The sequence below is a fragment of the Devosia algicola genome (assembly GCF_028816455.1).
GTDB classification, from domain to species: domain Bacteria; phylum Pseudomonadota; class Alphaproteobacteria; order Rhizobiales; family Devosiaceae; genus Devosia; species Devosia algicola.
This window is the reverse complement of sequence record NZ_CP118246.1, coordinates 3,137,609-3,150,702: the sequence shown is the minus strand read 5'-3', so window position 1 is coordinate 3,150,702 and position 13,094 is coordinate 3,137,609. Positions and strand designations below refer to the sequence as shown.

General features: G+C 58.8%; 16 protein-coding genes and 1 other RNA gene. 9 read left to right on the top strand and 8 right to left on the bottom strand.

Annotated elements, in window-relative coordinates:
- Together fmt and def are read right to left on the bottom strand one after the other, a co-directional pair.
- On the bottom strand, window positions 1-927 hold the full coding sequence (gene fmt / locus PSQ19_RS16780) for a methionyl-tRNA formyltransferase (RefSeq protein ID WP_282218673.1): 927 nt from the start codon (window positions 925-927) through the stop codon (window positions 1-3).
- 57 nt (window positions 928-984) lie between these two features.
- Window positions 985-1,500, bottom strand: a complete 516-nt coding sequence (gene def / locus PSQ19_RS16775) for a peptide deformylase (protein WP_282218672.1) — start codon at window positions 1,498-1,500, stop codon at window positions 985-987.
- A gap of 106 nt (window positions 1,501-1,606) precedes the next feature.
- Between def and PSQ19_RS16770 the strand changes: the two genes are divergently transcribed.
- From PSQ19_RS16770 to PSQ19_RS16750, 5 genes are all read left to right on the top strand, one after another.
- Window positions 1,607-2,755 carry a DNA recombination protein RmuC gene (locus PSQ19_RS16770; RefSeq protein ID WP_328517680.1) on the top strand — a complete coding sequence of 383 codons (1,149 nt, stop codon included), beginning with the start codon at window positions 1,607-1,609 and terminating at the stop codon, window positions 2,753-2,755.
- Between the two features lie 186 nt (window positions 2,756-2,941).
- The gene (locus PSQ19_RS16765; protein ID WP_282218671.1) at window positions 2,942-3,226 is read left to right on the top strand and encodes a putative quinol monooxygenase; all 285 of its coding nucleotides are present in this window, start codon (window positions 2,942-2,944) and stop codon (window positions 3,224-3,226) included.
- A gap of 107 nt (window positions 3,227-3,333) precedes the next feature.
- A complete protein-coding gene (locus PSQ19_RS16760) occupies window positions 3,334-4,134 on the top strand; it encodes a DUF4037 domain-containing protein (RefSeq protein ID WP_282218670.1) in 801 nt (266 codons plus the stop codon).
- Window positions 4,121-4,402: a hypothetical protein gene (locus PSQ19_RS16755; protein WP_282218669.1), complete on the top strand. Its 282-nt coding sequence runs from the start codon at window positions 4,121-4,123 to the stop codon at window positions 4,400-4,402. The genes PSQ19_RS16760 and PSQ19_RS16755 overlap by 14 nt, the downstream gene beginning before the upstream one ends.
- Before the next feature lie 28 nt (window positions 4,403-4,430).
- Window positions 4,431-4,940, top strand: coding sequence for a hypothetical protein (locus tag PSQ19_RS16750; RefSeq protein WP_282218668.1), 510 nt, complete (start codon window positions 4,431-4,433; stop codon window positions 4,938-4,940).
- A 10-nt stretch (window positions 4,941-4,950) separates the two neighbouring features.
- On the opposite strand, the gene recR is transcribed toward PSQ19_RS16750, so the two are convergent.
- The 5 genes from recR to PSQ19_RS16725 form a co-directional block, all read right to left on the bottom strand.
- Window positions 4,951-5,547 (bottom strand): recombination mediator RecR, encoded by a 597-nt coding sequence (gene recR, locus PSQ19_RS16745; protein ID WP_282218667.1) that lies wholly within the window; start codon window positions 5,545-5,547, stop codon window positions 4,951-4,953.
- A 31-nt stretch (window positions 5,548-5,578) separates the two neighbouring features.
- On the bottom strand, window positions 5,579-5,902 hold the full coding sequence (locus tag PSQ19_RS16740) for a YbaB/EbfC family nucleoid-associated protein (protein WP_282218666.1): 324 nt from the start codon (window positions 5,900-5,902) through the stop codon (window positions 5,579-5,581).
- Window positions 5,899-7,629 carry a DNA polymerase III subunit gamma/tau gene (locus tag PSQ19_RS16735; protein WP_282218665.1) on the bottom strand — a complete coding sequence of 577 codons (1,731 nt, stop codon included), beginning with the start codon at window positions 7,627-7,629 and terminating at the stop codon, window positions 5,899-5,901. Before PSQ19_RS16735 ends, PSQ19_RS16740 begins: the two co-directional genes overlap by 4 nt.
- Window positions 7,630-7,693: 64 nt before the next feature.
- An RNA gene (gene ffs / locus PSQ19_RS16730) (signal recognition particle sRNA small type) lies at window positions 7,694-7,789 on the bottom strand.
- A 50-nt stretch (window positions 7,790-7,839) separates the two neighbouring features.
- Window positions 7,840-8,670: a prephenate dehydratase gene (locus PSQ19_RS16725; RefSeq protein WP_282218664.1), complete on the bottom strand. Its 831-nt coding sequence runs from the start codon at window positions 8,668-8,670 to the stop codon at window positions 7,840-7,842.
- Between the two features lie 256 nt (window positions 8,671-8,926).
- On the opposite strand from PSQ19_RS16725, the gene PSQ19_RS16720 reads away from it, so the two are divergent.
- The 3 genes from PSQ19_RS16720 (at window position 8,927) to PSQ19_RS16710 (ending at window position 10,789) form a co-directional block, all read left to right on the top strand.
- Complete coding sequence (locus PSQ19_RS16720) at window positions 8,927-9,406, top strand: c-type cytochrome (RefSeq protein WP_282218663.1); 480 nt, start codon at window positions 8,927-8,929, stop codon at window positions 9,404-9,406.
- 25 nt (window positions 9,407-9,431) lie between these two features.
- Window positions 9,432-9,773, top strand: a complete 342-nt coding sequence (locus tag PSQ19_RS16715) for a hypothetical protein (RefSeq protein ID WP_282218662.1) — start codon at window positions 9,432-9,434, stop codon at window positions 9,771-9,773.
- 77 nt (window positions 9,774-9,850) lie between these two features.
- A complete protein-coding gene (locus PSQ19_RS16710; protein ID WP_282218661.1) occupies window positions 9,851-10,789 on the top strand; it encodes a 2-hydroxyacid dehydrogenase in 939 nt (312 codons plus the stop codon).
- 10 nt (window positions 10,790-10,799) lie between these two features.
- Here PSQ19_RS16710 and PSQ19_RS16705 read toward each other — a convergent pair whose 3' ends face one another.
- Entirely contained in the window at window positions 10,800-12,149 is a 1,350-nt protein-coding gene (locus tag PSQ19_RS16705) for a leucyl aminopeptidase family protein (RefSeq protein WP_282218660.1), read from the bottom strand.
- Between the two features lie 279 nt (window positions 12,150-12,428).
- Here PSQ19_RS16705 and PSQ19_RS16700 point away from each other — a divergent pair, with 279 nt between their 5' ends.
- Window positions 12,429-13,073: a tetratricopeptide repeat protein gene (locus tag PSQ19_RS16700; protein WP_282218659.1), complete on the top strand. Its 645-nt coding sequence runs from the start codon at window positions 12,429-12,431 to the stop codon at window positions 13,071-13,073.
- Window positions 13,074-13,094 lie beyond the last annotated feature (21 nt).

Sequence of the window (13,094 nt, the reverse complement as noted above, 5' to 3'; positions counted from 1 at the left end):
TCAGAGCACGGTCGCGGGCAATTGCCCGGCGACGCCACGAAGGAAGGTGGCGGCATCCATCGGGGTCTTTCCCTCGCGCTGCACCTGTATGAGGCGCACGGCGCCAGAGCCGCAGGCAATGATCAGTTCACCCGGCAGCAATGTTCCTGGCGCTCCATTACCAGCGGCCAAAGTCGAGCGCAGCGCCTTGATGCGCACGCGCTTGCCCGCAAGCTCGATTTCAAACCAGGCGCCGGGAAAGGGCGACAAGCCACGAATGTGGTTATGGATATCTTGGGCTGGGCGCGACCAGTCGATACGCGCTTCTGCCTTTTCGATTTTTTTGGCATAGAGCGCGCCTGTTTCGGGCTGCGGGGTAAATTCAAGACTGCCGCGCTCAAGCGCTGCCAGTGCCCGCCCCATCAAATCGGCGCCGGTGCGCATCATGATGTCGTGCAATTCACCCGCCGTCAGGTCGGGTCCGATGGCCATTTCGTCAGCAAGCCCGATGGCGCCGGTGTCCAGCCCCTCATCCATTTGCATGACCATGACGCCGGTGCGAGTATCGCCCTGCATGATGGCGCGCTGGATGGGGGCGGCACCGCGCCAACGCGGCAGAAGCGAGCCGTGAAGATTGAGGCAACCATGGACAGGCACCTCGAGCACCGGCTTTGGCAATAACAGGCCATAGGCGACGACGACGGCCACATCAGCATTGTGGCTGGCAAATTCAGCCTGCTCGTCGGCACCCTTGAGCGATTTTGGCGTATGGACCGGGATGGCGAAATTTTCAGCGGCGAGATGGATGGGCGATTTCCGCTCAACCTGCCCGCGTCCGGCGGGCTTGGGCGCGCGGGTATAGACCGCGACCACTTCATGCCCGGCGGCAACAATTTCGGTCAGCGTCGGTACGGAAAAATCGGGCGTACCCATGAAGATGACGCGCATGGCGGTTGGCTCCTGCTATGCCCGTCGCAAAGGCATCAATATGGCGGGCAAATTAGCTTAGCCGGCGGCGCGTTTGGCGGCCTTGTCAAACTTCTTGATCACCCGGTCGCGCTTGAGGCGGGATAGATAGTCAATATAGAGAACGCCATCGAGGTGATCGAGTTCATGCTGCACGCATATGGCGAGGCGGTCCGAGGCATCCAGATCAACGGCTTCGCCATTAAGATCGGTATAGCGCACGGTAACGGCGGCGGGACGTTCGACGTCATAATAGAGTTCGGGGATCGACAAGCAGCCTTCTTCGGTGATGACCGTCTCATCGGAAAGTTTGAGAATTTCGGGATTGATCATCACCAGTGGGGCGGCGGGCTCATCTTCCTTGGCAAGGTCCATGACGACGACGCGGCGCAAAACCCCGATCTGGGGAGCCGCCAAGCCAATGCCAGGCGCATCGTACATGGTTTCGAGCATGTCCTTGACCAGCGCCTTGATATCATCGTCCACCGCGACAACGGGATCAGCGACGGCGCGCAACCGGGCATCGGGAATGACGAGAATGGGGCGAATGGCCATGGAAAACTTGTCCTTTGCAAAACCTGCCTTTCGATATGGTATTTTCAGCGTCGCGGTCAACCATCTGGAACATTCTAGGAACGCGCGAATCGGTTAGAGTGCGGCGATGGACATAATCGTTTTTTCGCTCGGACAGTACCCGATCAGCCTTTTGACGCTGGCCGTTTGCGGCTTTGGCCTCATCACAATCCTGTTGCTGGGGCTGTTGATCAGCGCCTGGCGCACGAGCAGGGATCGCGCTGCGGAGGTTGCAGCAGCAACCCAGCGGGGTGCTGAGACCGAGAAACATCTGGCCGATCTCATGCGTATTCAGTCCGAAATGACCGGTCGCATGCAGACGATGTCGGAAATTTTTGGCTCGCGCACATCGGATCTGGCGCGGTTGGTCAATGAGCGGCTCGACAATACCAGCCAGCGCGTTGGGCAGGCATTGCAGGAAACGCGCACCAAGACCGATGAAGGGCTGAACAAGCTGCATGAGCGATTGGCAGTGATCGACCGGGCGCAGTCGACCATGACGTCGCTGTCGGGCGAAATCGTCTCGCTACAATCAATATTGGCCAACAAGCAGACGCGTGGCGCTTTTGGGCAGGGGCGGATGGAGGCGATCATTGCTGATGGGCTGGCGCCTAACGCCTATTCGTTTCAGGCAACGCTTTCCAACGGCAAGCGACCGGACTGTCTGGTGCTGATGCCCAATGAGGGTCCGTCGCTGGTGATCGATGCGAAATTTCCGCTCGAAAGCTGGCAACGCATCAATGAAGCGGTTTCTCCTGATGAGATTCGGCAGGCCAGCAGTCAGTTCAAGGCCGATATTGATGTGCATGTGCGCGCCATTGCGGAAAAATATCTGATCAATGGCGAGACGCAGGACACGGCGTTCATGTTCGTGCCCTCGGAATCGATATTTGCCGATATCCATGAAAAATTCGAGGATGTGGTGCAAAAGGCCGTGCGGCAGCGGGTGGTGATTGTGTCCCCTGCCTTACTGATGCTGTCCATTCAGGTCATACAGGCCTTGTTGCGCGATGTTCGGATGCGCGAGCAGGCGCATCTCATTCAAAAGGAAGTGCGCGAACTCTTGGCCGATGTGGGGCGGCTCGACGAGCGGGTCAATAAATTGCAGACCCATTTCACCCAGGCCAACAAGGATATTGGCGATATTCTGATTTCGACCAGCAAGGTCACCAAGCGCAGCGAGCGCATCGATCTGATGGATTTTGAAGAAGAACGCGCGCGGCTGGCGGGGGAGTGATGGGGCGCTGGAGGCACGCTGTGCGGTTATAGAGGGCCAATGCGCGCAATTTCGCTGACCGGACTGTTGCGTCGTTTTGTCACCATAATTGACAGGTCCGCGACATGGCGCATGGAACTTGATTTGTACATCAAAGGTCCATCACGCAGTATGAACCAGAGCCTGTATTCGTGAGCGGGAGTTGAAATGGTCATCATCTCAGGAACAATTGCCTTGCATCCTGGCCAACGCGAGGCCTTCTTAACGGCTTCTCGTACAGCTATCGAAGCGGCGCGCCAAGCTGAGGGATGTAACTGGTTTGTCGTGTCTGCCGATCCTATAGAACCTGACATCGCGAATGTTTATGAGGAATGGGCCTCCGAAGCGGCCCTGCAGTCGTTTCGCAATGAAGGTCCATCCGAGGACATGCAACGCATGGTTGCCACTGCAAATGTTCAACGCCATTTCGTGGCAAAAAGCGCCCCCGCCTGAGGAGAATCTGGACGAAAAAATTTGAGTTTTGCGTTTGCTATCTCCTGTTTGTCCGTTAGCGCGGCGGTGTTGTAATTGTCGTGGCACAAAGGTAGCGGGAAGGCGCGATGAAGGGGATCGAATTATCACGGGGTTTCTATACCGAAATCGTCAGACCCTGGCTAAGCCAGGTTGCGCCCGAGCTCAGCTATTCCGCTGCATTGATCGGCTATGGATCGGAACTAATTGGCTTTGACGACGAGACCTCCAAAGACCACAATTGGGGACCGCGCGTCCACATATACGTATCTCAGGATAGCTTCCGCAACGATGCGCGGTGGCTTGTAGCTGAATTTTCAAAGTCCGCACCAGCTAGCTATCTTGGAGAGCCTATTGGCTGGCGCAGCCGACCGCACCCGCCAGCGAACGGCGTCGAAGCAGCGGGATCCCCTGGACACGGGCTAGAATTTCACACGCTCGAGGCGCGCTTAGAAGAGCATTTCGCCCTTCGTTCGACGGCAAGCCTCAATGCACGTCAATGGCTCGGCTTTGCCGAGCAGAAGCTACTTGCCTTTACATCGGGTGCTGTGTTCCGTGATGACGATGACCGCCTGGGTCAAGCCCGACATCGTTTGGAATACTTTCCGGATGATGTGTGGCTATACAAAATTGCATGTCAGTGGCGGCGCATCGCTGAAGAGCAGGCATTTGTCGGTCGTGCAGGACAAGTTGGAGACGATCTCGGTTCACGTGTTATTGCCGCGCGGCTCGTGCGAGACGTGATGAGAATGGGGTTCCTTCTCGAGCGACGCTACGCCCCTTATTCAAAGTGGCTCGGTAGCAGCTTTGCCGAGTCTCCCGATCGCAAAATCCCTCTCGCCTCACCTTCGGCGTGCCATGCTTTCGAATATGTGGATGGAGCGCGGTGACGCACTCGCTTGTGCTTATCTAGAACTGGCAAATAAGCAGAATTCGATTGGCGTCGCTGACTTTGAGTCAATTGTGGGTGCATACCACGACCGTCCTTTCACCACCATCAACGCTGACGCAGCGGTAGCGGCCGCGCATTCGGCGATAACGGATGCGTGGATAAAAGGACTGCCGATTGTCGGTTCTTTGGATCAAGTCAGCGACCTTACACCCCTGCTTGAAGATGCCAGGCTCTCCCAAAAGATGATGAGTCAGTTGGGTCAATGATCATCTTCGGGTCGCAGCCGCCCCTTATGTGAACCTGTCACGAGTTGGCGCGTTGGTGGAGTTGAACGCCAATTACAAGGACGATCAGATGAGCCAGCAGCACCACAATCCCGGCACGTTGATGTCAGAGGAAACCAGTTTCGACGAGGGCGACGAGCCGGGCATTGCCCAGCCCATCAGCCAGAGTGAAATCGAGGAACTGCTTTATGGTGATGATCGGCCTGCCGAGCAGCGGCTGGAGAGGTTGCACGAAATTCGGCACGAACTTGCGGCGCGGGAATCGGCGGATTTTGGTGGCGAGGACCCGGCAGCATTGTTGGGCGAGGTAGACCGCGCAATAGCAAGCCTTGGCACCGATGCTGACAACGCTGATGAATCCGATGACTATGCGTCGCTTTCTGCACCCGATAGCCGCGACCCATCTGATCACCTTGATTCCCTTTCGCCCGACGATGTCGAAGCCATTGAAGACATTGAGGGGGCTGGAGAGGTCGTGGAAGATGATGTGATCTGGGACGACGGACGCAACGAGCGCTGACGCTGGTCAGCTAAATCTGCGTCCTGGCCCGTAGCGCCTGACTGAGGGTGCCCTCGTCAAGATAATCCAACTCGCCGCCAACCGGTACGCCGTGCGCGAGGCGGGTAATTTTGGTATCGGACTCGGTCAGGCGGTCGGTAATATAGTGGGCGGTTGTTTGCCCTTCCACTGTAGCATTGACCGCCAGCACCACTTCCTTGAAGGTTGGGGCGCGCTCGACCAGTGAGGCGATTGAAATATCGTCGGGGCCGACGCCGTCGAGCGGTGACAATACGCCACCGAGTACGTGGTAGCGCACAGCACCAACGCCAGCGCGTTCCAGCGCCCACAGGTCTGACACATCTTCCACTACGATGAGCATGCCCGATTCAGTGCGCCTGGGGTCGGCGCAGATACCGCACGGGCTGGTCGTGTCGACATTGCCGCACACTTCGCAGGTTTTAACCGCCAGCACTGCGCGATCAAGGGCCGCCGAAAGCGGAATCATCAGCGATTCCTTTTTCTTGATCAGGTGCAGAACGGCGCGCCTGGCCGAGCGCGGGCCGAGCCCGGGCAGGCGCGCCAGCAGTTGGATCAATTGCTCAATTTCTGGTCCGCCGGACGCCAATTTTTTGCCTCAGGGTGCGGGGTGAATGACGCTAAAACGGCAACTTCATGCCCGGAGGGATGGGCAGCCCGGCGGTTACATCGGCCATGCGGTTCTGGGTTTCGGCTTCTACCTTGGTCTTGGCGTCGGCGTGGGCTGCAACGATCAGGTCTTCAAGGATTTCTACATCGTCTTCCTTGAACATGGATGGATCAATCTTGACGCCGCGCAGGTCGCCCTTGCCGTTCAGGGTGATTTTGACCATGCCACCACCAGACTTGCCCTCGACCAAAAGATTGGCAAGCTCGGCCTGCATGGCCTCCATCTTGTCTTTCATTTCGCCGGCAGCCTTCATCATGCCCATGATATCTTTCATAATTCGTCGTCCTCTGGTTCGGGGGGCGCTTCGGTCGCGGCGTCAAATTCAGGGGTGAGCGCATCTTCGCGCACCCGTACATTGACCACCTTGGCACCGGGAAAAGTTTCTATAATTGCCTGGACCAGTGGATCATCATGCGCCTCGTCGGTGGCGGCTTTCTGACGCTGTTCCTTGATCTGGCGCAGTGTCGATCCGGCAGGCGCCTTGTTCGACACCGTCACCAGCCAACGCTGCCCGGTCCATTGCTGCAGACGCGCCGACAGCGTGGCGATAATGCCCGGATCCGCCCCATCACTCAACGCCACCTCGATGCGCCCTTCAGAGAAGGCGACGGGGCGCATATCGGATTCGAGGGCGATTTTTACGATGATATCGCGCTTGTCGTTAGCCAGCGCAATCAGTTCGGCATAGTTGCGTGGCCCAGCAGTAGGTCTGGGCCGAGGCTGGCTTTGTGGGACGGTTTGCTGGGCGCGCGGCGCTTCAACCCGAATGGCTTGATGACCGCCACCATCGGGCCGGTTGAAAGTTTGTGGGGGCATCGGGTTGGCGGGGGCGGGCTGGCTGGCCAGCTTGGCCAGCAATTCGTCGGGACTGGGCAAATCAGCGGCATAGGCCAACCGGACCAGCACCATTTCAGCCGCCTGCAGGCCATTGCCAGCGCGCGAGACTTCGTCATAGCCCTTGAACAATATCTGCCAGCAGCGCGTCAGCGCCCGCATCGGCAGCTTTATTGCCAGTTCGGCGCCGCGTGCGCGCTCATCAGGGGTCAGGGAAACATCATCGGCAGCAGCTGGCACCACCTTGATGCGGGTAACAAGATGGGTGAAATCGGCGAGATCGGCAATCATGGTCTGGGGGTCGGCGCCTGCATCATAAAGCTCACGCATGAGGTTAAGCGCTTTGTCAACCTGCCCGCTCATCAAATGCTCGAACAAATCTATGGTGCGCGCCCGATCCCCAAGTCCCAGCATGGCCTTGACGGTGGCAGCACTGACATGACCGTTACCGTGGGAAATCGCCTGATCCAGCAATGATAGGTTATCGCGCGCCGATCCTTCGCCCGCCCGCACGATCATGGCGATGGCCTCGGCTTCGAAGGCGATATTTTCCTGATCGAGAATATTTTCAAGATAGGCCGTCATTGTCTCGGGGGTGATGCGGCGCAAATCGAAGCGTTGGCACCGCGACAGAATGGTGACCGGCACCTTGCGGATTTCGGTGGTCGCAAAGATAAATTTGACATAGGGCGGCGGCTCTTCGAGCGTTTTGAGCAGGCCATTGAAGGCCTGAGTCGAGAGCATGTGCACTTCGTCGATGATGTAGACTTTATAGGGCGCGGACACCGGCCCGTATTTAACGGAATCGATGATTTCGCGGATATTGTCGATGCCTGTGTTGGAGGCGGCATCCATTTCGATAACATCAATATGGCGACCCTCGATAATGGCGCGGCAGTGCTCGCCCTCGACATCGAGGTCAAGGGTTGGATGCTTGCCCGAGGCGTCTTCATAATTAAAGGCTCGCGCCAAAATGCGGGCAGTCGTGGTTTTGCCAACGCCGCGCACACCGGTCAGCATGAAGGCATGATGGATGCGGTTTTGCTTGAAGGCATTGCCCAGGGTCTGGACCATGGCGTCCTGACCGATGAGCGTTGAAAAACTCACCGGGCGATATTTGCGCGCCAGCACCAGATAGGGGGACGAAGCTGTATCAGGCGATGCCATACTGCCCTTTGTCACCATTGCTTGAGGAGAATCTGCCGTGGGTCATGGCCCCATCACAAGCAGATGTAGGAGGCTGGCAACGACCCGTGAAGGTCTCGTTGGGGCTGCTTCCTTCCGGACCTGACCCGGTTGGCGAGGAACACGTCCGCGCCAACCTCCCGGCTGTCTATATGGCCAAGGTTGGCCGCGATGGCAAGGGGGCAGCAACTATCAACCCGCTTCAGCGGCTTTATAGACACCAAGGACGCGGAAATAGTCGGTGTAAAAGCCAAGTTCCTCGAAAGCGTGCTGCACGCCAATATCATCGGGATGCCCTTCGATATCGGCATAAAACTGGGTGGCGGTAAAATTGCCGTCGACCATATAACTTTCGAGCTTGGTCATATTGACCCCGTTGGTGGCGAAACCACCCATGGCCTTGTAAAGCGCGGCGGGCACGTTTCGCACGCGAAACACGAAGGTGGTCTTGACCCTGCCAACGCTTGCCGGTGCCTCGTCCCTGTCGCGGGCCAGCACCAGAAACCGGGTGGTATTATGGGCCGCGTCCTCGATATTTTCGGCCAGCACCTTGAGACCATAGATTTCGCCGGCAAAACGCGAGGCGATGGCGGCCACGGTTTTGTCGGCCTTGTCCGCAATTTCGCGTGCTGAGCCGGCAGTGTCGACAGCGTTGATGGTTCGGAACTGGTGGGACTGGATGAACTTTCGGCATTGCCCGAGAGCCACGGAGAGCGATTGGACCGCCTTGACGTCAGCCAGAGTAGCGTCGGGAACGCCCAGAAGCGTCATTTCAACGCGCAGAAATGTTTCCCCGGTAATGAACAGGCCGCTTTCCGGCAGCAGGTGGTGAATATCGGTGATGCGGCCATAAAGCGAGTTTTCGACCGGCACCACGCCGAAGGCAGCGCGGCGATTCTGCACGGCGGCAATGGTTTCCTCAAAGGTCACGCAGCCCAGTGGCTCCCCTTGAGGAAACAGGCGATTGGCGGCAGCGTGACTAAAAGCGCCTGGCTCACCCTGGAAAGCGATCTTTTGCGACATTTTACGGTCCCCAACAGAAGTGGCAGCGTTTTGAACCGGGGCGCGTGGGGAGTCAATTGCTGCGGCAAGTGCTCCTCAGGTGACAAAACAAGTGGGGAATTGTCGCACCAAGCAATGGGCGGTTGCGCCATTGATAGCTAACTACTATCGTCCGCGCGCGCTCGGAACCTGTCGCTCAGGGGATTTTCCATTGAGAATCACCTAAAAGTGTCACGGTGCCTTGAGGGGCGCGGGGGTTGACTGGCAGAGAGACCAAATGGATTCGTTCGAGCTAAACAAGATCATTGGCGCCGTTCTCGGCACCCTGTTGTTCGTCATGGGTGTCGGTATTGTGGCCGAGTCCATTTACCATCCCATTGAGGACCGGGGGCCCGGTTATGCCTTGCCTGAAGCCGAGTCCGCTGCAGATGCTGGGCCGGCGGTCGAAGTGGTGGAAACGCCACTACCCGTGCTGCTGGCAAGCGCCGACGTCAAACGGGGGCAGGCAGCGGTTCGCAAATGCCAGTCGTGCCACAATTTTGGCGAGGGCGAGCCCAACAAGCAGGGGCCTTTGCTCTATGATGTGGTCGATCGGCTCGAAGGCAGCCATGAAGGCTTCAGCTATTCCGATGAAATGCTGAAGCACAAGGAGGAGGGCGCCCATTGGACCTATGAAAACCTCAACGCCTTCCTGACCAAGCCCAAGGATTATGTCCCCGGCACCAAAATGAGCCTTCCCCGGCATCAGCAAACCTGAGGAACGCGCCGACGTCCTAGCCTATTTGCAGACCCTGTCGGCGTCGCCCAAGCCCTTCCCCGAACCAGAAGCCGCACCGGCACCAGAGGCCCCAGCCGCTGATGCTACAGTACCGGCGGACGGCGCGGCGCCAGCTGACGGCGCGGGCGCACCCGCAACAGATAGCGCAGCACCTGCTGCCAGCGAACCAGCCCCAGCGGCGACGGAACCTGCGGCGACACCGGCGCCCGCAGCTAGCGAACCTGCTGCGGATCAAACTGACGCACCTGCGGCCGATAGTGGCACTGCAGCGCCGGTCGAAACGCCAACAACGACCCAAACTGAAACGCCCGTCGAGGGCACGCCGACGACTACAACCGGCCAGTAGGCCGGTGGTCGCCATATGACAAGATTGCAAGCCGCGCCCATTGGCGCGGCTTTTGTTTGAGCGAGAGGGAATTCATCATGCTGCTGCTGCACCTATCCGATGTCGACGAAGCCGGTTGGGCAGAAAAGCTGCGAGCGGTGCTGGCGCCCTACCCTGTGGTTGTGCGCACCGACAAGTTTGATCCGGCGGACATTCGCTATATTTTCGTCTGGAAGCCGACCGCCGATGCCTTTGACGGTCTGAGCAATCTAAAGGCGGTGCTGTCGATGGGGGCAGGCGTTGACGCCCTGCTGCGTCATCCCAAGCTACCCGACGCGCCGATCGTGCGCTTCGTCGATGATGATCTGAGCCAGCGCATGAGCGACTATGTGGTTGCCCATGTCGCCATGCATCAACGGCTCTATTCGCGCTTTCATGCTGACCAGCAGGCGCGCCGCTGGACGCAATTATATCCGCCTGCCGCCACCACAGTAACGGTTGGCATCATGGGTATGGGTATTCTGGGGCAGGATGCGGTCAAACGATTGTTGCCGCTGGGTTATGATTTGCGTGGCTGGAGCCGCTCGCCAAAGTATATCGAGGGTGTTGCGGGATTTTCCGGCCCGGAGCAGTTTGACGCGTTTCTGTCCGGCACCGACATCTTGGTGAACCTGTTGCCGCTAACGCCCGACACTGCCGGCATTCTTAACCGCGACACTTTTTCCAAATTGCGGCGCAACGGTCTGACCGATGGACCGGTCATTATCAATGTAGCGCGCGGCGGCCATCAAAAGGAAGCCGACATTGCGGCGGCGCTCAAGGATGGCACGCTGGCGGCGGCGAGTCTTGATGTGTTTGAGGTTGAGCCGCTGCCCGACGACAGTCCCCTGTGGGCTATCGAGAACTGCTACATCACCCCTCATATCGCGGCCATATCGTCGCAGAGTACCGGCATCGATTATTTTTCCAACATCATAATCGAGCATGAAGCGGGCAAGCCGCTGACCAATGTGGTGGATCGATCACGCGGCTATTAGGGCGCCGTGATCAGGCTGGATGTCGCTGTTTGAGCACCCCATAGACGGCACGGATGCCCTGGTCGGTGCCGCCATGGCTGCGGCCGGGGCGGGCCTCGGGCGCCCAGCCATAAATGTCGAGATGCACCCAGGCCGCGGCGCGCTCCACAAAGCGTCTAAGGAACATTGCGGCGGTGATCGAGCCGGCAAATCCGCCGGTACCGGCATTGTTAACGTCGGCAATCCGTGAATTCATCATCGCGTCATACGGCCCCCAGAGCGGCATCTGCCACAATGGGTCGTCGCTGGCGAGGCCCGCGTCCATCAGGGCGCGGGCCAGCGCATCATCGGTGCTGAATAGCGGCGGCAATTCGGGGCCGAGGGCAACGCGGGCCGCGCCGGTCAGCGTGGCCATATCGAGCAGCAAATCCGGCGCTTCCTCGTCAGCTAATGTCAGCGCATCGGCAAGGATCAGGCGGCCCTCGGCATCGGTATTGCCAATTTCCACGCTCAGGCCACGGCGCGAGGGCAGGACGTCACCGGGGCGGAAGGATGCACCGGCAATGGCGTTCTCCACCACCGGGATCAGCACACGGAGCCGCACTTTCAAGCCGGCATCGACGATAGCGTGAGCCAGGCCCAGTACATTGGCAGCGCCACCCATGTCCTTTTTCATCAGCAACATGCCGGCAGCCGGTTTGATATCGAGACCGCCTGTATCGAAGGTCACCCCCTTGCCCACAAGCGTCACCTTGGGCGCGTTGAGGTCGCCCCAACTCAGGTCGAGCAGTCGCGGAGCCTCGGTGCTGGCCCGCCCAACGGCGTGAATCAGTGGCAGTTTGGCGTTGAGCAGATCGTCGCCGACGATGGATCGTAATTCCATCTTGTGCCGGGTGGCAAAGGCGGTAATTTCGCGCTCGAACGCGTCCGGTCCGAGATCATTGGCGGGGGTATTGATCAGATCACGCGCCAGATAGGCGGCGTCAACCAGCCGGGCCACATCCCCCATATCGGCACCTGCTGGCAACGCCAAGACCGGCGCGACGGCACCAGCCTTATAGCGGTCGAATCTATAGGCGCCCAGATTGAAGGCAATGGCGGCCAGCGTTGGGTCACCGATGGCGCCTTCTATGCGATAATGCCCTTCCGGCAGGCTGGTAGCCGCCAGTGCCGCCATCATGGGTGGGCGTCCGGCCGCCTGGCCGGTGCCGAACACATAGGCCGAGAGATTGCCCTCGGCATCGGGTATCGAGAGCAAACGGCCGCGCTGACCGACAAATCCATTGCCTTGTGCCCATCGGCGACCAAAGGCGTCCAGAGCAGCGGCGCCAAGATCGCCCTCTTCGACAAAGATCACGGGCACAGTTGGAGAATCGGACATGTCAGCCTGCATGGTTTTTTGTGTTGGTCCTGTTTAACCGCTCGCCCGGCAAGGAGCAATTGTCCAGCGGCCCGCTTTAACGGGCTGTTAGGGTTAATGATTTATTGCTTGACGTTGAGATGCTGTCGCATCGCCGAGGAGTTGCTGTCGTGCTGCAGGTATCGCGGATAACCCGTTCATTTCGCGCCATCATGCTGGTAAGCGTTGCCGCTGTGGCGCTTTCCGCCTGCGCCTCCAACCGCTCCAGCATGCGGTCTCCCGATTTTGCCGGCATATCCCATGACGCAAGCCAGGCCAATCTGGCCGAGCCTGAGCGCCCGCTACAAGGCCAATCCCAAGGACAAGGGATTGATCATCTATTTTGCCGCCGCGTTACGGGGACAAGGCCAGAGCAAGCAGGCAGTCTCTGTCCTTGAGGCAGGCATGAAATATTACAAGAACGACATCGATATCAGCGTTGCCTATGCCAAGGCGCTTGCCGCCGATGGGCGTTTCGAACAGGGCCTCAATGTCATCGACGATGCTATCCGTCCTGACGCACCGGACTGGAACGCGCTTTCAGTCAAGGGCGCGATCCTGGACCAGATAGGGCGGAACGGTGAAGCCCGCCAACTCTATCAGCAGGCTCAGGCATTTGCGCCGGGCGAAGCCTCCATTGAGGCCAATCTGGGCCTCTCCTACGCGATGACCAAGGATTTGGGGCTGGCCGAGCAGCATTTGCGTCGCGCGGTCTCGATGCCGGGCGCCACAACCCAGATCCGGCAAAACCTGGCGTTGGTCTTCGGGCTCCAGGGTAAATTCGATGCCGCCCGCGCCATCTACGCCGCCGAACTGCCACCCGAGCAAGTCGCGGCCAATATGGCCTATGTCAAGGCGTTGCTGACCCAGCAGAACCGCTGGGATACGGTCGCCAAGGCCAATTAGGCCAATCATTATCCACTAGTT